The organism is Brevibacterium sp. GP-SGM9 (assembly GCF_047300845.1).
Lineage (GTDB): Bacteria > Actinomycetota > Actinomycetes > Actinomycetales > Brevibacteriaceae > Brevibacterium.
In genome coordinates this window covers 293,633-313,355 of record NZ_CP178563.1, presented here as the reverse complement: position 1 = coordinate 313,355, position 19,723 = coordinate 293,633, and the positions used below count along the sequence as shown (strand labels likewise).

At 67.8% G+C, this 19,723-nt stretch carries 15 protein-coding genes; all 15 read right to left on the bottom strand.

Translation table 11 applies throughout. The annotated features are described in order from the left end of the window. Positions 1–152: 152 nt before the first annotated feature. The gene (locus tag ACH82I_RS01310; RefSeq protein ID WP_413334981.1) at positions 153–764 is read right to left on the bottom strand and encodes an N-acetyltransferase family protein; all 612 of its coding nucleotides are present in this window, start codon (positions 762–764) and stop codon (positions 153–155) included. A 121-nt stretch (positions 765–885) separates the two neighbouring features. After that, positions 886–2,286, bottom strand: a complete 1,401-nt coding sequence (locus ACH82I_RS01305) for a dicarboxylate/amino acid:cation symporter (protein WP_413334979.1) — start codon at positions 2,284–2,286, stop codon at positions 886–888. A gap of 215 nt (positions 2,287–2,501) precedes the next feature. Further along, positions 2,502–4,049 carry a pyruvate kinase gene (gene pyk / locus ACH82I_RS01300; RefSeq protein ID WP_413334977.1) on the bottom strand — a complete coding sequence of 516 codons (1,548 nt, stop codon included), beginning with the start codon at positions 4,047–4,049 and terminating at the stop codon, positions 2,502–2,504. Positions 4,050–4,164: 115 nt separating this feature from the next. After that, entirely contained in the window at positions 4,165–5,610 is a 1,446-nt protein-coding gene (locus ACH82I_RS01295; protein WP_230744118.1) for a glutamate synthase subunit beta, read from the bottom strand. Then, on the bottom strand, positions 5,603–10,318 hold the full coding sequence (gene gltB, locus ACH82I_RS01290; RefSeq protein WP_413334976.1) for a glutamate synthase large subunit: 4,716 nt from the start codon (positions 10,316–10,318) through the stop codon (positions 5,603–5,605). The genes ACH82I_RS01295 and gltB overlap by 8 nt, the downstream gene beginning before the upstream one ends. Positions 10,319–10,585: 267 nt before the next feature. After that, positions 10,586–11,569: a prolipoprotein diacylglyceryl transferase gene (locus ACH82I_RS01285; RefSeq protein WP_413334974.1), complete on the bottom strand. Its 984-nt coding sequence runs from the start codon at positions 11,567–11,569 to the stop codon at positions 10,586–10,588. Next, positions 11,566–12,357 (bottom strand): tryptophan synthase subunit alpha, encoded by a 792-nt coding sequence (gene trpA / locus ACH82I_RS01280; RefSeq protein WP_413334973.1) that lies wholly within the window; start codon positions 12,355–12,357, stop codon positions 11,566–11,568. The genes ACH82I_RS01285 and trpA overlap by 4 nt, the downstream gene beginning before the upstream one ends. Beyond that, on the bottom strand, positions 12,354–13,568 hold the full coding sequence (trpB, locus tag ACH82I_RS01275; protein WP_230744122.1) for a tryptophan synthase subunit beta: 1,215 nt from the start codon (positions 13,566–13,568) through the stop codon (positions 12,354–12,356). Before trpB ends, trpA begins: the two co-directional genes overlap by 4 nt. Before the next feature lie 115 nt (positions 13,569–13,683). After that, positions 13,684–14,481 (bottom strand): indole-3-glycerol phosphate synthase TrpC, encoded by a 798-nt coding sequence (trpC, locus tag ACH82I_RS01270; RefSeq protein WP_413334971.1) that lies wholly within the window; start codon positions 14,479–14,481, stop codon positions 13,684–13,686. Further along, complete coding sequence (locus tag ACH82I_RS01265; RefSeq protein WP_230744124.1) at positions 14,478–14,747, bottom strand: HGxxPAAW family protein; 270 nt, start codon at positions 14,745–14,747, stop codon at positions 14,478–14,480. The genes trpC and ACH82I_RS01265 overlap by 4 nt, the downstream gene beginning before the upstream one ends. 97 nt (positions 14,748–14,844) lie before the next feature. Then, complete coding sequence (locus ACH82I_RS01260; protein ID WP_413334969.1) at positions 14,845–15,534, bottom strand: Trp biosynthesis-associated membrane protein; 690 nt, start codon at positions 15,532–15,534, stop codon at positions 14,845–14,847. 1 nt (position 15,535) lies between these two features. Then, positions 15,536–17,089, bottom strand: coding sequence for a chorismate-binding protein (locus ACH82I_RS01255; protein ID WP_413334967.1), 1,554 nt, complete (start codon positions 17,087–17,089; stop codon positions 15,536–15,538). Further along, positions 17,079–17,450, bottom strand: coding sequence for a phosphoribosyl-AMP cyclohydrolase (hisI, locus tag ACH82I_RS01250; RefSeq protein WP_413334965.1), 372 nt, complete (start codon positions 17,448–17,450; stop codon positions 17,079–17,081). The genes ACH82I_RS01255 and hisI overlap by 11 nt, the downstream gene beginning before the upstream one ends. Next, positions 17,447–18,211 (bottom strand): imidazole glycerol phosphate synthase subunit HisF, encoded by a 765-nt coding sequence (hisF, locus tag ACH82I_RS01245; RefSeq protein ID WP_413334963.1) that lies wholly within the window; start codon positions 18,209–18,211, stop codon positions 17,447–17,449. The genes hisI and hisF overlap by 4 nt, the downstream gene beginning before the upstream one ends. A gap of 9 nt (positions 18,212–18,220) precedes the next feature. After that, positions 18,221–19,723, bottom strand: a complete 1,503-nt coding sequence (locus ACH82I_RS01240; protein WP_230744129.1) for an acetyl-CoA carboxylase carboxyltransferase subunit alpha/beta — start codon at positions 19,721–19,723, stop codon at positions 18,221–18,223.

The window sequence follows — 19,723 nt, the reverse complement described above, 5'->3', positions numbered from 1 at the left end:
CTTCGCACACGAGAGATCGTGTGCGAAGCCCTCCGCTGTTTCGCCGTCCGCCCGCTGCGCGCGGGCGACTTCTCACGGATAGGTCACAGAACCGAGCGCTCTGCCGCTTCGGCCTCGGTTCTGTGACCTATCTGTGGTCAGTCGCACAGTGGTCAGACCCGCAGATCGAGGGCGTAGAGGTGGGTGTCGAAGCGCCTGTCCCCGACCGCGACGAAGCCCGGCAGCAGGCCGTAGCGCTCGAACCCAAGCGATTCGTAGAGCGCGATCGCCGCTGTATTGTCCCCGCGCAGGTCGAGGGTGATGACCTCGACCTCGGCCTCCCGCGCCGAGGCGATGAGGGCGTTCATCAGCATCCGTCCGATCCCCTGCCCCTGGGTCCGCGGATCGACGGCGACCTTCTCGACGTCGACGTGAGGGCGGTGCGTCGGTCGCGCATATCGTCTCCAATAGGCGATTCCCACAACGCGTCCGGCCCCTGGTTCACCGTCGACGGCGGTCGCGCCGACGGGTGCGTCGAGCGCCAGCGCCACGCTCGCCTCTCCCCCGTCGACCCCGGCGGCCAGCTCGTCGAGCAACGCGGCCACTTCCGCCCGGGTGGGAGGATCGACCCACCCGAGAGCCGCACCCGCGGACACGAGTTCGGCAAGGATCTCGGCGATCTGCGTGAGAGCGGGCTCACCGACGCCTCCGGCCGGCATGAGCATGATGCTCATGCCGGCCGGGTGCGCATCGGAGTGCGCGGATGGATCTTGCGAGTCCTCCATGAGCTGGTCCTCTCCACGGTGCGACATCCTGTGATGCCGAACCTACCGGTTCTCCCGTGCGGAGACGACAGCCCACACCGAGACGACACCCTGCCGGGAGATCACCGCATCTGTGCCGAGATCACCGCATCTGTGCCGAGGTCTCAGCCTCGGCGGCCTCGGTGGTCTCGCCGGCCTCAGCGGTCTCGCCGGTCTCCTCCTCGTCGACGGGGACGTAGCCGTCGATGCGCGGGGCGTCGTAGCGGTCGACGTCGAGGATGTCATGGCGCTTGGCGACGATCGCCGGGATGAGGGCCTGTCCGGAGACGTTGAGCGCGGTGCGGCCCATGTCGACGATCGGTTCGATCGCGAGCAGCAGGCCGACGCCCTCGAGCGGCAGTCCGAGTGTCGACAGCGTCAGCGTGAGCATCACGGTCGCACCCGTCGTGCCCGCGGTCGCGGCCGAGCCGATGACGGCGACGAACACGATGAGCAGGTACTGGATGAGCGAGAGGTCGATGCCGAAGAACTGGGCGACGAAGATCGCCGCGATCGCCGGGTAGATGGCCGCGCAGCCGTCCATCTTCGTCGTCGCGCCGAAGGGCACGGCGAAAGCTGCGTAGCCGTGGGGCACACCGAAGTTGTCGGTCGCGACCTTCTGGGTCACGGGCATCGTGCCGATCGAGGACCGGGACACGAAGCCCATCTGCGCGGCGGGCCAGACGCCCGAGAAGTACTGCCGCACCGACAGGCCGTTGAGCTTGGCCAGCAGCGGGTAGACGCCGAAGAACACGATCGCGAGGCCGAGGTAGACGGCGACGACGAACCACAGCAGGGATCCCATCGTCGACCAGCCGTAGGAGTTCACGGCGTTGCCGATGAGGCCCAGCGTGCCGATCGGGGCGATCCGCACGATCCACCACACGACCTTCTGCACGACGGCCAGTGCCGCCTCGGTGAACTGGAGGAACGGCTCGGCGGCCTTGCCGACCTTGACGGCGGCGATGCCGATCGCACCGGAGGCGATGATCAGCTGCAGGATGTTGAAGTCGACGTCGGAGACGAGTCCGCCCGCCTCATCCGCCGAGGTGGAGACCTCGAGTCCGAGGAAGTTGACCGGAACGAGCCCGGTCAGGAAGCCGATCCAGCTGCCCTGCGATTCCGGGGCGGCGCCCGAGAGCGAATTCGCGTCGGCGTGCATGCCCGGCTGGATCACGACGCCGAGGATGAGGCCGATGAGCACCGCGATGAGCGCGGTGAAGGCGAACCACAGCAGGGTCGAGACCGCGAGCCTGGCGGCGTTGGTGACCTTGCGCAGGTTGCCGATGCTGGCGATGATCGCAGTGATCACCAGGGGCACGACGGCCGCCTTGAGCAGGGTCACATAGGACGAGCCGATCGTGTCCAGCGTCTGGCCAAGCCAGTTGTCCTGCGCTTCGCTGACCGGGCCCCAGGACCGCGCGATGAGTCCGAGGACGACACCGGCGATGAGCGCGATGGTGACCTGCACCCCGAACGATCTGCTCCAAGCGGGCAGTCTCATGCGTATTCTCCTTGCTGCTTGCCCGTCGGCTGTGGCCGTCGGGAGTTGTTGTGAAGGTTCTGTCAACCCAAGGCACAACTGTTGAGCAATATGGAAAATTCCGCAAGTCAGGGTGAGGTGGGTCGCACCACCGGACGCGGCGTCACATCCGCCGCGCCCTGCATCTCACGCGTCGGACCGGTGCCGCCCATGGATTCAGGGATGCACCCGCGGACTCAATGCCGCGGAGCGCCGCCTTCGCGCACGATCGGGACCTCGCGGGTGACGGGCGCCTCGGCGACCACGCCATAGCCGGCCAGAGGATCCTCTTCGGAATCCGAGGAGTCCTGGTATGCGGCGGTCACGCCCTTGGCGGCATCGCCCATCGTGTGGATACGCAGGGCGTTCGTCGACCCCGGAATTCCGGGAGGAGATCCGGCCACGAGGATGCTCTGATCACCCTCGCGGGCGGTTCCGTCGGCGAGCAGGACCGCATCGACCTGGCGGGCCATCTGATCGGTGTGGCGGACGGTCTTGACCAGGTACGGGCGCACGCCCCAGGTCAGCGCCAGCTGGTGACGGACCTGCGAGTCGGGAGTGAAGCCGAGGATCGGCCACTTCGGGCGCAGCCGCGACATCCGACGCACGGAGTCACCGGTCTGCGAGAAGGTGCAGAGCAGATCGATGTCGAGCTGCTCAGCAATCTTGACCGCGGCCGCGGTGACGGCGCCGCCCTTGGTGTGGGGCACGGTGCCCAGCGGCGGAATCCGCTCGAGTCCGTGCTCCTCGGTGGATTCGATGATCCTGCTCATCGTGCGGATCGCCTCGACCCAGTGTGCTCCCACCGAGGTCTCCCCCGAGAGCATGAGCGCATCGGCACCGTCGAGGACCGCGTTCGCACAGTCGCTCGCCTCGGCGCGGGTGGGCCGGGAGGCCTCGATCATGGTCTCGAGCATCTGCGTGGCGACGATGACGGGCTTGGCCTGCTGACGGGCGATCTCCACGGCGCGCTTCTGTACGATCGGGACCTGCTCGAGCGGCAGCTCGACGCCGAGGTCGCCGCGGGCGACCATGATCCCGTCGAAGGCGTCGATGACCTCGTCGAGGCGGTCGACCGCCTGGGGCTTCTCGAGTTTGGCGATGACGGGGGCGGTGATGCCGACCTCGTCCATCACGGCCCGGACATCGGCCATGTCCTCGGGACTGCGGACGAAGGACAGCGCCACCCAGTCGAAGCCGAGCTGCAGACCCCACTTGAGGTCCTCGACGTCCTTCTCCGACAGCGCCGGCACGGAGACCGGAACGCCCGGGAGGTTGATGCCCTTGTGATTGGAGATGGTTCCGCCGATCTCGACCTCGGTGACCACATCGGTGGTGGTCACCTCGGTGGCGCGCAGACGCAGCCGACCGTCGTCGATGAGCAGCGGATCGCCGACCGACACGTCGCACGGCAGGGTCGCCAGGGTCGTGGAGACGACTTCGGAGGTGCCGGGGATATCGCGGCTCGTGATCGTGAAGGTCGCCCCTTCGACGAGCTCTTCCTTGCCGTTGGCGAAGTTGCCGACGCGGATCTTCGGACCCTGCAGGTCGAGGAGCACGGCGACGGCGCGTCCGGTGTCGAGTGCCGCCTGGCGGACCCAGGCGAATTTCTCTTCGTGTTCGTCTCGCGTGCCGTGGCTGAGGTTGAACCTCGCCACATCGACGCCTTCATCGACGAGTGCGCGGATCTCTTCGTAGGAGTTCTGATTCGGACCTAAAGTTGCGACTATCTTTGCACGCCTCATGCACACCACCCTACCTGCATCGCGGCGGGCGGTTCGACCCGCCCGCCGCGTCTGCGACTCGGTTGTCGGTCGGCACGTCTTCGTGCGACCTTCTCATTAAATGACACAGCCTATCTTAGCATTTAATACCTGTGTCGCTCGGCCGCACCGGCTCCGGAAGCCGCGTGGATCCGGTGAGGAAACGGTCGACCTCCGCGGCCGCGGCTCTTCCCTCCGCGATGCCCCAGACGATGAGCGACTGTCCGCGTCCGGCGTCGCCGGCGACGAAGACGCCGGGCAGCGAGGACTGGTACGACTCGTCCCGGGTGAAGGCCCTGCCTCCGGGCGCGTCGAGGTCGAGATCCGCAGTCTCCGGTCCGCTGAAGCCCAGCGCGAGCAGCACGAGATCGGCCTCGAGCACATGCTCGGTGCCCGGCGTCGGGATGCGCCGTCCGTCGGCGAACTGAGTCTTCGCCACCTCGATGCCGGTGACGCGACCGGCCGTGTCCCCGACGAAGCGGGTCGTCGAGGCCAGGTAGCGCCTGGTTCCACCCTCCTCGTGGGAGGACTGGACTTCGAAGATCCGCGGCACTGTCGGCCAGGGGTCGGCCTCGCCGCGTTCCGTCGGAGGCTTCGCACCGATCGCCAGGGTCGTCACCGATGCGGCCTGCTGACGCAGCGCGGTGCCGAGGCAGTCGGCGCCGGTGTCTCCGCCGCCGATGATGATCACATGCTTACCCCGAGCGTCGATGTGGCGCGGGCCGACCTGGCCGGCCTGTGCCTGGTTCGAAGGCACGAGATAGTCCATCGCGAACTCGACGCCGTCGAGCTCACGGCCTTCGATGGGCATGTCACGGGGCACGGTGGCTCCCGTGCACATGATCACCGCGTCGAAGCTGGTCCGCAGCTCCTCGAGGCTGATGTCCCTGCCGATGTCGACGCCGGTCTCGAAGCGTGTGCCCTCGGCGCGCATCTGCTCAAGACGGCGATCGATGTGGTGCTTCTCGAGCTTGAAGTCGGGAATGCCGAAGCGCAGCAGGCCGCCGAGGCTCTCGGCCCGCTCGTAGACGACGACGGTGTGCCCGGCCCGGGTCAGCTGCTGGGCCGCGGCCAGACCGGCCGGACCGGAGCCGATAACGGCGACCGTGTGACCGGTGATCCGCTCCGGGACCACCGGCTGGATCAGCCCGGCTTCGAAGCCCTCATCGACGATGGTGACCTCGACCTGTTTGATCGTCACGGCCGGCTGGTTGATGCCGAGCACGCATGCGTTCTCACAGGGCGCCGGGCAGGCGCGGCCGGTGAACTCGGGGAAGTTGTTCGTCGCGTGGAGCAGCTCGACGGCGCGCGGCAGCTCCCCGCGGTACATCGCATCGTTGAACTCGGGAATGAGGTTGCCCAAGGGACAGCCCTGGTGGCAGAAGGGCACGCCGCAGTCCATGCAGCGCGACGCCTGCCGGCGCAGCTGTGCGGGGTCTCCCGCCTCGTAGACCTCCCGATAGTCGAGCAGTCGGATCGGGACCGGCCGGCGCTTGGGCACCTCGCGATGGTCGACGGTGAGGAATCCGTGTGGATCAGCCATGAGTGACCTCCAGAATCTTGTGCCAGGCCGCGTCCGAGTTCGGGGAGGTCCCTTCCTCGGCGAGCTCGGTCTGGATCTCCCGGACCGCCTGATAGGCGACCGGAATGATCTTCGTGAATCGTGAGAGAACGTCTTCGCCGCGGCGCAGTCCGTCGAGGAGTTCGCCGGCCAGGGGCGAACCGGTCCAGTCGACGTGTTCGCTCAGCAGCCTCTGCAGGACCTCCATGTCGTCGACGCCGACTCCGGTGAAGCGGAAGACGCCGGCCGCACGCTCGTCCGGGTTGAGCCGGGCGGGGTTGAAGTCGAGGACGTAGGCGGTGCCGCCGGACATGCCGGCCGCGAAGTTGCGTCCGGTGCCGCCGAGGATGACGGCCACTCCTCCGGTCATGTATTCCAGCCCGTGGTCGCCGATGCCCTCGACGACCGCCTCGGCGCCGGAGTTGCGCACCATGAAGCGCTCACCCACCTGGCCGGAGACGAAGAGCTTGCCCGCGGTCGCTCCGTAGCCGAGCACATTGCCGGCGATGAAGTTGTGTTCGGGCCGGGTTCGGTTCGCCGCGCTCGGATGCACGCTCACCGTTCCGCCGGAGAGGCCCTTGCCGACGTAGTCGTTGGCGTCTCCGGACAGATCGATGCTCACTCCCGAGGGCAGGTACGCCCCGAGGGACTGACCGGCCGTGCCGTGCAGCTGCAGCCGGATCGTATCCGCCGGCAGGCCGCGGTCGGCATGGGCGAGGGTGACATGGTGGCCGAGCAGGGTGCCCACGCTGCGGTCGGTGTTCGCGATCTCCGAGGTGATCGTCACCGGCACGCCTGTGTCGATGGCCTCGCGCGCCTGTTCGAGCAGACGCGGATCGAGTTCGTCGGCGAAGTCCCTGCGCACCGGTCCGGCGCACTTGCGCGCCACCTCGGTGTTCCCGTGCAGGTCGGCGGGGACGGTGAGGATCTGGCTGAGGTCGAGTGCGAGACCGGAGCTCTGCGCCCGCTTCTCGTCGATGCGCAGCCTCTCCACGGCGCCGATCGCCTCGTCGAGCGACCGGAAGCCGAGCTGGGCGAGGTAGCCGCGGACCTCCTCGGCGATGAAGGTGAAGAAGTTGACGACGTGGTCGGCCTGCCCCTGGTAGCGCTGTCGCAGGACCGGGTTCTGAGTCGCCACCCCGACCGGGCAGGTGTCCTTGTGGCACACGCGCATCATGATGCAGCCGGAGACGACGAGTGCCGTGGTGGCGAAGCCGAATTCCTCGGCGCCGAGCAGGGCGGCGATGACGACATCACGTCCGGTCTTGAGCTGACCGTCGACCTGCACGCTGACCCGGTCGCGCAGACCGTTGAGGATGAGCGTCTGCTGCGCCTCGGCCAGGCCGAGCTCCCAGGGGGTGCCGGCATGCTTGAGCGAGTTCAGCGGGCTCGCCCCGGTTCCGCCGTCGTGTCCGGAGACGAGGACGACATCGGCTCCGGCCTTCGCGACACCCGCTGCCACCGTGCCCACGCCGATCGCGGAGACGAGTTTGACGTGGACCCGGGCTCGGGCGTTGGCCCGACCGAGATCGTGGATGAGCTGAGCAAGGTCCTCGATGGAGTAGATGTCGTGGTGCGGCGGAGGTGAGATCAGTCCGACGCCCGGGGTCGCGTGTCGGGTCTTCGCGATCCACGGGTAGACTTTCTCCCCCGGCAGCTGACCGCCCTCGCCGGGCTTGGCGCCCTGGGCCATCTTGATCTGCAGGTCGTCGGCCTCGGTGAGGTAGTGGCTGGTCACGCCGAACCGCCCCGAGGCGATCTGTTTGATCGCCGAGCGGCGCTCGGGATCGAGCAGGCGTGCGGTGTCCTCCCCGCCTTCGCCGGTGTTCGACTTCCCGCCGATTCGGTTCATCGCGATGGCCAGGGTCTCGTGCGCCTCCTGGGAGATCGAACCGTAGCTCATCGCTCCCGTAGAGAAGCGCCGCATGATCGCCGAGGCGGGTTCCACTTCGGAGATGTCGATCGGTCCGTCCGGCAAGGGAACGAGATCGAAGAGACCGCGCAGGGTCATCAGCTCACGCGACTGATCGTCGACTGCGGACGTGTACTGCTGGAAGATCTCATAGCTCTTCGTGGCAGTGGAATGCTGGAGTTTGAAGATCGTCTCCGGGTTGAACAGATGGCTGGGACCCTCCCTGCGCCACTGGTACTCACCGCCGATGCGCAGCGGCCGGTGAGCCGGCCGCGGATGGTCATCGCGGTAGGCGTCGGCGTGACGGGCGGTGCTCTCGGCCGCGATCTCGACGATGCCCTTGCCGCCGAGCTGGTGCGGCGTGGAGGTGAAGTAGCGGTCGATGAACTCCTCGGACAGGCCGACGGCCTCGAAGGTCTGGGCTCCGTGATAGGACTGCACGGTCGAGATGCCCATCTTCGACATGATCTTGAGCATGCCTTTGTTCAAGGCCGCGAGCACATTGGCCACGGCCGCGGACTCGCTGACCCCGCGGACCCGATCCTCCCGCACAAGCACCTCGGCGGTCTCCATGAGCAGGTACGGATTGACGGCTGAGGCACCGAAGGACACGAGCATGGCCGCATGGTGGACCTCCCGGACGTCCCCGGCCTCCACGACGATGCTCACCTGTGTGCGCGTCCGCTCGCGGACCAGATGGTGATGGAGTGCGGAGGTCAGCAGCAGCGACGGGATCGGCGCAAGATCGGCCGTCGACTGGCGATCGCTGAGGATGATGAACACGGCACCGGCGGACACGGCCGCGCTCGCCTCGGCGCAGAGTTCGTCGATCCGGCGCTCCATCGCCGCGTCACCGCCGTTGACCGAATACAGACCGGACAGCGTCACGCTCGGACGGAGGCTGTCGACACCGAGAGCCGAGCCCTTCGCATGGGCGATCGCAGCGAGATCGTCGTTGTCGATGACGGGACGGTCGATGATGATGTGGGCCGAGTCCGGACGGTCATGTTCGAGCAGATTGCCCTCACGTCCCAGGCCGGCGGACATGCTCGTCACGATGTGTTCGCGGATCGAGTCGAGCGGCGGGTTCGTCACCTGCGCGAAGTTCTGGTGGAAGTAGTCGAAGAGCAGTCGCGGCCGCGTGCTCAGACCCGCGATGGCGGTGTCCGTGCCCATCGCACCCAGCGGCTCCGCACCGGCTTCGGCCATCGGCGCGATGAGCACCCGCAGCTCCTCCTCGGTGTAGCCGAAGGTCCGCTGGCGGCGACGCACCGAGGCGGGCGGGTGTGAGACGTGGACGCGGGCCGGCAGCTGATCGAGGCGTTTGGAGGACTCTTCGAGCCACTCCTCGTAGGGGTGCTGGGTGGCCAGAGTGTTCTTGATCTCCGTGTCGGAGATGATCCGCTCCGACACCGTATCGACGAGGAACATCCGGCCCGGGGTGAGCCTGCCGCGGCCGATGACCTCGGATTCGTCGAGGTCGACGACGCCGATCTCGCTGGCGAGCACGACCGTATCGGCGGTCATCACGTAGCGGGCGGGACGCAGTCCGTTGCGGTCGAGCACGGCACCGGCCAGACGACCGTCGGTGAAGGCGACGCAGGCGGGTCCGTCCCAGGGCTCCATGAGCAGTGAGTGGTACTGGTAGAAGGCCTTGCGGGACTCGCCCATGCCCGGGTTGTTCTCCCAGGCCTCGGGAATCATCATCAGCATGGACTGGGGCAGCGAGCGGCCGGAGGCGACCATGAGTTCGAGCACGGCATTGAAGGACGCCGAGTCCGAGGCCCCCGGGGGCACGATCGGGCACAGCCGGTCGAGGCTGTCATCGGTGCCCGGCACGGGTGAGGCGAAGAGCTCGGAGGCGAGCTTGGACTCCCTGGCCTGCATCCAATTGCGGTTGCCGCGCACGGTGTTGATCTCGCCGTTGTGGGCGATCGTGCCGAACGGCTGCGCCAGCTGCCAGGACGGGAAGGTGTTCGTCGAGAATCGCGAGTGGACGAGAGCGATCCGTGAGGTCAGCCGCGGATCGTCGAGTTCGGTGTAGTACCGGGCGAGCTGACCGGTCTCGAGCATTCCCTTGTAGGTGATCGTCGTTGGCGAGAGCGAGGGGAAGTAGATCCCGGCGAGGTCGAGGCGTTTGCGCACGATGTAGGCGCGGCGACGCAGATCGTCGGCGTCACGGGCCGGGAAGCGCTCGTCGAGAGCGAAGAAGACCTGCCGCATCCGCGGCTGGGTGGACCGAGCGATCTCGCCGAGCACGCTCTCATCGTGGGGCACCTCGCGGAAGGCAAGGACGCTCAGTCCCTCCTCGGCGGCGATGCGATGGACGAGCGCCTCTTCGCCGGACTCCGCAGTCTCTGCACCTTGGTCGGTCTCGGGCACGCCGGGAGCGGGAAACACATCGCCGCTCTCGGCTCGGCCGGCACCGGTGAGGTCGCGGCGGTAGTCCTGGGAGAAGAAGCCGATGCCGGCGGCGTACTCGCCGGCCGCGGGAAGCTCGGTCCCATCGGCGGCGAGCACTTCGGCGAAGTAGTCGTGGGGAATCTGCAGGGTGATGCCGGCGCCGTCACCGGTGCCGTCGTCGGATCCGATGCCGCCGCGGTGTTCGAGTTTGCGCAGGGCGGAAAGGGCCTGTTCGACGACCTCATGGTCTGGACGGCCCCGATAACGGACGATCAGTGCGAGACCGCAGGCGTCATGTTCGAGCGCGGGATCGTAGAGTCCGGCACGGCCGGGCGGAGACGGGAATTCAGGGGTCGATGGGTTGACTCTTGTCATCGGCTGCCTTCACGGGGTCGAGTAGCTTTCCGAAAAGACGGCATTGTCCTCAACGGTTCTGACGTGCGCCGAGGAGGTCGTCTTCGGACACATTATGTGACGTGGTTCTCACGGTCGGATATTCAACCTACACGAAGTGGAGGCACGATGCGAAACCGAGAAAGGACCGAACAGTGAACCATATCGTCTCAAATCGCGGACACTGTCTCGTTGTATCCCGGGAAGACCATCAGAATGCTGCCGCGATTACGGTGACGGTGAACCCTGTCAGTCGGCGGACGGAGGCCGGCCGTCCTCGCGTGAGCGTCCCCGGACGTCAGGGACAATCGAGATCGCCGAGGTGACCGCCCCGAAGAAGCCGAAGCTGTGCATTCCGTTTTCGTCGACTCCCTCACCGGAGGGGACCGACACGGAGCCGTCCACGCTCCCGCCCACGGGATCAGTATGCGCTCCGGCGCGGGTGTCCCCGGATGCCGCGGGGGCGACCCCGACGGGTTCGAAATCGTGCTTGCCGCGCCCGCGCCGCCGCTGCAGGGTCCGGGCCTCGCGCAGGTAGACCCCGGTTTCGGGGGTGCGATGGCGGGCACGCGAAGCCACCAGCCAGATCATGCCGATGAGGAGTGCGATGATCGCCGACCACACGTTGAGCGGGAGACCGACCACCATTCGGGCGTCCTCGGCCGCCGGGGCTCCGATGCGCAGGGCTTCGAGCCACACGCGTCCGAGTGCGAAGAAGCAGAGGTAGAGGGCGAAGACCTGGCCGTGGCCGAAGCGCAGCCGCTTGGCGATGACGATGAGCAGGATGCAGCCGATGAGGTTCCAAACGGACTCGGCGATCACCGTCGTCAGGGTCAGCCGCTGATCGATCCAGTCGCCCCAGGCGCCGGCCACCTGCCCCAGGATGAGCCCGGGAGCGACCGAATCGAGGAACGGCAGCAGCTTGACGCCCTGGAAGCGGGTCAGCGCCCAGGCGGCGAGGACTCCGAGGATGAGTGCACCCCAGAAGCCGAAGCCGCCGTCCCAGAGCGCGAATGCCCGGATCGGATCGCCGTCGGGCCCGAAGTACTCACCCGGTGAGGCGATGAGATGATCGAGCCGTCCGCCGATCACAGCCGCGGGAACCGTGATCACGGTGATGGCCCACAGGTCTCCCTTGTGACCACCGCGCGATCGCCATTGGATCGAGGTCATCCACAGGGCCAGAGCGATGCCGAGGAGGACGAACAGGGCCCAGAGCGGACTGAAGCTCATGCACACCCTTCTGCGAGTTCGGCGGCGAGAGTGGCCACCCCGGGCACACCGTCGGACTCGAGGGCCCTGACGAGGGCCGAACCGACGATGACGCCGTCGGCGTATTCGGCGACCTCAGCCGCCTGCTCCCGGTTCGAGACGCCGAGACCCACGCAGGCACGCGGCGCCCCGGCCTCCTTGAGGCGGGACACGAGATCACGGGCATGGTTGTCGACCTCGGAGCGGACACCTGTCACGCCCATCGTCGAGGCGGCGTAGACGAATCCGCGGCTGGACTCGACGATCCGGGCGATGCGTTCGGGCGTCGACGACGGTGCGGCAAGGAAGATGCGATCGAGGTCGTACGCCTCGGCGGCGTTCAGCCACCCGGCGGCCTCGTCGGGGATGAGATCGGGGGTGATGATTCCCCCGCCGCCGGCGGCATCGAGGTCACGGGCGAAGGCGTCCACGCCGTATTGGAGGACGAGGTTCCAGTAGCTCATGACCACGGCTGTGCCGCCCGCCTCGGCGATGGCGGCAACGGCGGAGAAGACATCCTTGGTGCGGACTCCGCCGTCGAGCGCCTGCTCCGCGGCCCGCTGGATCACCGGTCCGTCCATCCCCGGGTCGGAGTAGGGCAGACCGACCTCGACGATGTCGACTCCGGAGCGGACGAGTTCGACCATGGCCTCGATCGAGCCGGGCACGGTCGGGAACCCGACTGGCAGGTAGCCGATGAGTGCGGCCTTGCGGCCCGCCTCGGCGACGGCGTCGAGGGTGGTGGCTGTGCGTGGACCTGTGAGGCTCATACCTGCACCGCTCCTTCGTCGAAGTAGTCGAACCATTTGGCTGCCGTGGTCATGTCCTTGTCGCCGCGTCCCGAGAGATTGACCAGCAGCACGGCCTCGGGGCCGAGCTCCCGGCCGACCCGCATGGCACCGGCCAAGGCGTGGGCGGATTCGATGGCGGGAATGATGCCTTCGGTCCGTGAGAGCAGTTGCATGGCCTCCATCGCCTCGGCGTCGACGACGGGTTCGTAGGTGACACGTTCGGTGTCGTGCAGATGCGAATGCTCGGGTCCGACCGAGGGGTAGTCGAGTCCGGCCGAGACCGAATGCGACCCGCGGGTCTGACCGTCGGCGTCCTGGAGGATGTAGGTCGCCGAGCCGTGCAACACGCCGGGCCGACCGCCGGAGAAGCGGGCCGCGTGCCGTCCCGAGTCGATGCCTTCTCCCCCGGCTTCGAAGCCGAAGATCCTGACATCTGTGTCGGCGAGGAAGGCCGCGAAGATGCCCATCGCGTTCGAGCCTCCCCCCACACAGGCGCAGACGGCATCGGGCAGGCGACCGGCCGCGTCGATGACCTGCTGTCGGGCCTCGACGCCGATGACGTTCTGGAAGGAGCGGACCATGGCCGGGAACGGGTGGGGTCCGGCGACGGTGCCGATGACGTAGTGGGTCGCGTCGACGTTGGCGACCCAGTCGCGCATCGCCTCGTTCATCGCGTCCTTGAGCGTGCGGGTGCCGTTGGTCACGGCGTTGACCTTCGAGCCGAGCAGGCGCATGCGGGCGACGTTGAGGGCCTGACGCTGCGTGTCCTCCTCGCCCATGTACACCTCGCACTCCATGTCGAGGAGGGCCGCTGCGGTCGCCGTGGCCACCCCGTGCTGTCCGGCGCCGGTCTCCGCGATGAGGCGGGTCTTGCCCATCCGCTTGGCCAACAGCGCCTGGGCCAGCGCGTTGTTGATCTTGTGGCTGCCCGTGTGGTTGAGGTCCTCACGCTTGAGGAACACTCGGGCACCGCCGCAGTGCTTCGCGAAGCGCTTGGCCTCGGTGAGCAGGCTGGGGCGTCCGATGTAGTCGCGCTGCAGGGTGAGCAGTTCGTCGGTGAATTCCGGATCGACCTGGGACTTGCGCCAGGTCTCCTCGATCTCGTCGAGGGCGGGAATGAGGGCTTCAGGGATGAACCTGCCTCCGAACGCACCGAAGTACGGTCCGTTCTCCTGGCTCACATCGGTCATTGCGGTCCTTCTCGATCTCGTGATGGCTGCAGTGGGTGTTCGGCAGAGCCGGCGACGGTCCTCCGACGGCGAGGTCGGAGATCTCGGCTGGTGCCGTCGGTGGACTCGGCTCGACTCAGGACGCGGACACGGCCCGGTGGGTCCGTCCCGTCGCGGTGAAGCTCGCCACGGCGGCACGCGGATCTCCGCCGGTGACCAGAGCTTCCCCGACGAGCACGAGATCGGCTCCCGAGGCGGCGTAGCCGGCCACATCGGTCTCGCTCGTGACTCCCGATTCGGCGACGAGGGTCGCGCCCGAGGGTGCGAGCTCGGCCAGGGGCGAGAATCGCGCGGTGTCGACGCTGAGGTCCTTGAGGTTGCGGGTGTTGACGCCGATGAGATCGGCACCGAGCTCGGCGGCGATCTCGAGTTCGGCCCGATTGTGGGTCTCGACGAGGGCCGTCATGCCGAGGTCGGTGGCCAGAGCGTGGAATTCGCCCAGCTGTGCCGGCTCGAGGGCTGCGACGATCAGCAGCACCAGATCGGCGCCGTGGGCGCGCGCCTCATGGAACTGGTATTCGTCGACCATGAAGTCCTTGCGCAGGACGGGAATGTCGACCGCCGCCCGCACCCCATCGAGGTCGGCGAGGCTGCCGGAGAAGCGGCGAGACTCGGTGAGCACGCTGATCGCGCGGGCTCCGCCGGCCGCGTAGAGGCCGGCCAGAGTACCCGGATCCGGGATGTCGGCGAGGTCCCCGCGGGAGGGAGAACGTCGCTTCACCTCGGCGATCACCCCGAAGTCGGCGGAACGGTCGACGGCACGCGCAGGTGCGGCCGACCGGGCCCGGTCGATGACCTCGGACAGAGGCGCCTGCCTCCGACGTGCCTCGAGATCCTCGCGCACGCCGGCGACGATGTCGTCGAGTACCGTCATTTCTTCTTCGGCTTGTTCCCCAGGCCGACGGCGCGCAGGATCATGCCGACGATGAGGCCGAGGACGACGATGCCGGCCGAGATGTAAACGATGGTGTGGTTGTGGATGGTGAATCCGACGCAGCCGACCGAGATGCCGAGGAGCATGATGATCACGCCCGTCCAGCCGGCGACTGAGTTCCCGTGTCCCGGGTCGGCGATCGCGGCGTAGTCGATCGTCGACTTATCGAGGTCTGCTGGGCCGCTGCGGGCGAGGGACTGCGACATGGTGCTCCTTAGAATGACAGGCGTGGCACGCGTGAGAACTGTTGCCTCCATTGTGACACGCTTCGGTTTGCGCCCGGACATCGACCCGGTCACAGGACTATTTCGAATCCTCCCCGGATTCGGTCTCCGGGTCGTCCCGGTCGTCGGACTCGGGGCCCAGGACATCGGACTGGGACTCCGGGGCCTCTGTGTTCGCGGCTTCGGCCTCCGGGGCCGTGGTCTCGGCCTCCGCTTCCTCGGATTCGGTCTCCGTATCCGCCGCCTCCGCATCCTCGGATCCGGCTCCGGCCGCAGGTTCGGGTTCCTCCCCGCGGGACAGGGCGTCCCAGGTGGCGGCGGAGTCGAATTCCTCCCCGTCCGCCTCGGCGCTCACGGCGTAGCGGTTCGAATTCGCCCACCGCGCCGAGGCGAAGGCCACATAGACGATGACGACGAGGGCGATCGCGGCGGCGAAGGCGCCGGCGATCGGCCATGGAGTGGCCCCGGGCGCCGATATCGCGACCACTGCGGTGATGCCGTAGCCCAGCGCCGCGACGGCGGCGAGGCCGAGCACCACGATCCGACCGACCTTGCCGAGCATCGCCGAGAGCAGACCGGTGACGGCGATGATGGCGACGCAGGCGGTCGCCACCGGTGAGGCCTGGGATCCGGAGTCGTCGGTGACATCTGCGACTCCGGCCGGTCCGAGCGAGTCGGCGGCCACGCCGGCCTGCCAAGAGGCGAGGCTGAGCGCCCACAGCGCACCGGCGAGGACGAGGACGATGAGGACTCCGCGCGATTTCGTCATCTCAGGCATCCGCCTCGGCGAGATCGCGCACGGCCCCTGCGGCCGCGGCTGCCCGCAGCACCGCGGCGGCTTTGTTCTCCGATTCCCGGTATTCGGTCTCCGGCACGGAGTCGGCGACGAGTCCGCCGCCGGCGTAGACGCTCATCACGTTCTCCCTCAGCACTCCGGTGCGGATCGCGATGGCGAGATCGAGGTCGCCGGTGAAGGACATATAGCCGACCACTCCCCCATAGATGCCGCGGCCGATCGGTTCGAGTTCGTCGATGATCTGCAGCGCCCGCGGCTTCGGCGCTCCCGAGAGCGTGCCGGCCGGGAACGTCGCGCGCAGGACGTCGACGGCGCCGTGGCCTTCGGCGAGCTCCCCGCGCACGGTCGAGGAGATGTGCATGATGTGGCTGTAGCGGACGATGTCCATGAAGGCGCTGACATCGATCGTGCCGGCTCGGCAGACCTTCGCGAGGTCGTTGCGGGCGAGGTCGACGAGCATGAGGTGCTCGGCCCGCTCCTTCTCATCGGCGATGAGGTCGCGGGCGTGTTTGTCATCTTCCTCGGGATTCGCCCCGCGCGGGCGGGAGCCGGCGATCGGGTGGGTGACCACGCTGCCGGAACGCACCGTGACCAGGGCCTCCGGTGAGGATCCGATTATGCTCGCCGGCTGTCCCTGATCGTCGTGGAGGTTGAGCAGATACATGAACGGGCTCGGATTCGAGTGCCGCAGCATCCGGTAGACGGTCAGCGGATCCGCCGTGCAGGCGGTATCGAAACGCTGTCCGAGGACGACCTGGAAGACTTCCCCGTCGACGATCTCACGTTTCGCGGCCTCGACGCCGTCGAGGTAGACCTGCGGATCGGTGCGGGTCGAGACCTGCGGATCGACTGAGGCGGGGCGCACGATGGCGGCCTGGCTGGGGCGGCTGATCCGCTCGAGCATCGCTTCGATGCGTTCGACCCCGGCCCGGTAGGCCTCGTCGATGCCGGTGTCGGCACCGTTGACGTTGAACACATTGGCCACGAGCGTCAGGGTTCCGGAGTAATGGTCGTAGACGGCGATGTCGCCGGGGATCATCAGCTGCACCGTCGGCAGGTGGTGTTCGTTCGGGCGAGCCGGGCCGAGTCGTTCGAAGCGGCGCACGATGTCCCAGCCGAAGTATCCGACGAAGCTCGAGACCATCGGCGGCAGTTCGGTCTCGGATTCGTCCACGGCGAGCAGCTCGAGGGTGGCGGTGACCGCGTCGAGGACGTCGCCCTCGGTGGGGATGCCGACCGGTGGTGTGCCCTCCCACCGGAATCCCTCGGCGGTGGAGTACAGGGTCGCGACCGGGGCGGAGCCGATGAAGGAGTAGCGGTCCCAGGCGCCGGAGACGGCTGACTCGAACAGGAAGCTGCCCGGTCCCCCGTCGGTGAGCTTGCGGTACAGGCTCAGCGGGGTCTCGCCGTCGGCGAGGACCTGGGTATGGACGGGGACGAGGCGGTGCTCGGCACCGGAGGCACGGAACTCGCCGAGGCTGGGGCGGATGTCGAGCTCGGGCGCGGTGGGCGCGGAGTCAGTCGGCACTGATGCTCCTTCCGGTGAAGCAGGTCGGGGTCATGGTGTGGCAGGCGGGGCCGGTCTGGTCGACGACCATGAGCAGGGCGTCGGCATCGCAGTCGAGGCTGAGGGACCGGACATGTTGGACGTTGCCGGAGGTCTCTCCCTTGACCCAGTATTCCTGCCGTGACCGCGACCAGTAGACGGCCCGGCCGGATTCGAGTGTGCGTTCGACGGCGGTGACATCCATCCACGCCATCATCAGCACGTCTCTCGAGGTCGCCTCCTGCACGATCACGGGGATCAGACCGTCGGCGTTGACGGTGATGAGGTCCCGCCAGTTCTCCGGATTCGCGTCGATCTGAGGTTTCGGTTCAGCTGTGCTCATCGGACCTCAATCCCTTCGGCGCGCAGTGCGTCCTTGACGTCAGCGATGCTCAGCGTTCCGAAGTGGAAGACGCTGGCGGCCAGCAGTGCATCGGCGCCGGCGGCCACGGCAGGGGCGAAGTGTTCGACCCGGCCGGCTCCCCCGGAGGCGATGAGCGGCACGTCCACGGCCTCCCGGGCGGCGGCGATGAGTTCGAGGTCGAAGCCGTCGCGGGTGCCGTCGGCATCGATCGAATTGAGCAGGACCTCACCGACTCCGCGTTCGGCGGCCTCCCGGATCCACTCGATCGCGCAGCCCCCGGTGCCTTCGCGTCCCCCGCGGATGGTGACCTCGAATCCCGAGGCGGTCTGCCCGCCCTGGGTGCGCCTGGCATCGAGGGAGAGCACGAGCACCTGGTTGCCGAAATGATGGGAGATGTCGCTGATCAGCTGCGGATTCTGCACCGCCGAGGTGTTGACCGAGACCTTGTCGGCCCCGTTGCGCAGGAGCCGATCGACATCTGCCACGCTGCGGACTCCGCCGCCGACGGTCAACGGGATGAAGACCTGTTCGGCGCAGGCGCGGACGACGTCGTGGACGGTCTCGCGGTCACCGCTGCTGGCGGTGACGTCGAGGAAGGTGAGTTCGTCGGCACCGGATTCGCCGTAGCGTCGGGCGAGTTCGATGGGATCGCCGGCATCTTTGAGGTCGGCGAACTTCACGCCTTTGACGACCCGGCCGGCATCGACGTCGAGGCAGGGGATGACCCTGATGGCAACCATGTGCTTCTCCTAGATTCCCAGAGTCCGGTACCGTTCCATCCGCCGTGCGATACGGCGTTCGGACGGTTCGCGCATCAGTTCGATGAGTTCGTACTCCAGTGTCGCACCGACCCGAGCGACGAAGTCGAGCGGTTCCTCGCTCGCGTCGGGGTGTTCGGCGATGATCCGATCGACGACCCCGGTGGCCTTGAGCATCGGCGCATGCACGCCCTGGCTCTGGGCCATCTCGGGGGCGCGTTCGGTCGTCCTGTGCACGATCGCGGAGGCACCTTCGGGCGGCAGCGGTGAGAGCCACCCGTGTTCGGCGCTGAGCACCCGATCAGCGGGAATCAGCGCCAGGGCTCCGCCCCCGGAGCCCTCACCGAGGATGAGCGACACCGAGGGAGCGTCGAGATTCGCCAGCTCGGCGAGGCTGCGGGCGATCTCACCGGCGATGCCGCCCTCCTCGGCGGATTTGGACAGAGCGGCACCGGGGGTGTCGATGACCGTCACGAGCGGCAGATCGAGTTCGGCGGCCAGGCGCATGCCGCGGCGGGCCTCACGCAGAGCGGCGGGTCCGAGCGGGGCACGGGAGTCCTGTCGGAACCGGTCCTGTCCTAGGACGATGCAGGGGGCGGAGCCGAATTTGGCCAAGGCCAGCAGCAGTCCCGGATCCTTCTCCCCTTCTCCGGTCCCGTTGAGCGGCAGCACGGTGTTCGCGGCCGTCCGCAGCAGGTCGCGGACTCCCGGACGTTCGGGTTTGCGAGACCGGACGATCGACTCCCAAGCGTCCGACTCGGCGTCGATGACCGCCGGCGAGGTGTCGGGATCGGCCACTCGGGCGGGAACCTCTTTGGCTCCCATGAGGACATCGAGGACCCGGGCGACGGTCGTCTGGATCCGCTCGGGTCCGATCACGGCGTCGATGATCCCGTTCTTGTGCAGGTTCTCCCCGGTCTGGACGTTCTCGGGGAACTTCTCCCCGTAGATGGCCTCGAACACGCGGGGACCGAGGAATCCGATGAGAGAACCCGGCTCCGCGACAGTGACGTGGCCCAGCGATCCCCAGGAGGCGAAGACGCCGCCGGTGGTGGGATGGCGCAGGTAGACCAGGTAGGGCAGTCCGGCCCGGCGGTGCGCGACGACGGCATTGGTGATCTTGACCATCGACAGGAAGGCGATCGTGCCCTCCTGCATGCGCGTGCCCCCGGAAGCGGGACCGGCCAGCAGCGGCAGCCCCTCGAGGGTGGCCCGCTCGATGGCGTCGACGAGACGCTGGGCGGCGGCGACACCGATGGACCCGGCGAGGAACCGGAACTCTCCGGCGACGACGGCCACTCGGCGTCCCTGGATAGTGCCCTCACCGGTGATGATCGCCTCGTCGACCCCGGACTTCTCCCGCGCCGCTTCCAACTCGGCGGCATACTCATCGGAGATCCCGCCGGCCGGAGTGATCGGCTCGGTGTCCCAGGAGGTGAACGAGCCGGCGTCGAGGACGATGTCGACGAGTTCGTGTGCGTTCAGACGTGCCAT

Excerpts from the sequence above, each read along its gene's own strand:
- ACH82I_RS01310 (WP_413334981.1), bottom strand. The coding sequence starts at position 764 with ATGGAGGACTCGCAAGATCCATCCGCGCACTCCGATGCGCACCCGGCC.
- ACH82I_RS01305 (WP_413334979.1), bottom strand. The coding sequence starts at position 2,286 with ATGAGACTGCCCGCTTGGAGCAGATCGTTCGGGGTGCAGGTCACCATC.
- pyk (WP_413334977.1), bottom strand. The coding sequence starts at position 4,049 with ATGAGGCGTGCAAAGATAGTCGCAACTTTAGGTCCGAATCAGAACTCC.
- ACH82I_RS01295 (WP_230744118.1), bottom strand. The coding sequence starts at position 5,610 with ATGGCTGATCCACACGGATTCCTCACCGTCGACCATCGCGAGGTGCCC.
- gltB (WP_413334976.1), bottom strand. The coding sequence starts at position 10,318 with ATGACAAGAGTCAACCCATCGACCCCTGAATTCCCGTCTCCGCCCGGC.
- ACH82I_RS01285 (WP_413334974.1), bottom strand. The coding sequence starts at position 11,569 with ATGAGCTTCAGTCCGCTCTGGGCCCTGTTCGTCCTCCTCGGCATCGCT.
- trpA (WP_413334973.1), bottom strand. The coding sequence starts at position 12,357 with ATGAGCCTCACAGGTCCACGCACAGCCACCACCCTCGACGCCGTCGCC.
- trpB (WP_230744122.1), bottom strand. The coding sequence starts at position 13,568 with ATGACCGATGTGAGCCAGGAGAACGGACCGTACTTCGGTGCGTTCGGA.
- trpC (WP_413334971.1), bottom strand. The coding sequence starts at position 14,481 with ATGACGGTACTCGACGACATCGTCGCCGGCGTGCGCGAGGATCTCGAG.
- ACH82I_RS01265 (WP_230744124.1), bottom strand. The coding sequence starts at position 14,747 with ATGTCGCAGTCCCTCGCCCGCAGCGGCCCAGCAGACCTCGATAAGTCG.
- ACH82I_RS01260 (WP_413334969.1), bottom strand. The coding sequence starts at position 15,534 with ATGACGAAATCGCGCGGAGTCCTCATCGTCCTCGTCCTCGCCGGTGCG.
- hisI (WP_413334965.1), bottom strand. The coding sequence starts at position 17,450 with ATGAGCACAGCTGAACCGAAACCTCAGATCGACGCGAATCCGGAGAAC.
- hisF (WP_413334963.1), bottom strand. The coding sequence starts at position 18,211 with ATGGTTGCCATCAGGGTCATCCCCTGCCTCGACGTCGATGCCGGCCGG.
- ACH82I_RS01240 (WP_230744129.1), bottom strand. The coding sequence starts at position 19,723 with ATGGCACGTCTGAACGCACACGAACTCGTCGACATCGTCCTCGACGCC.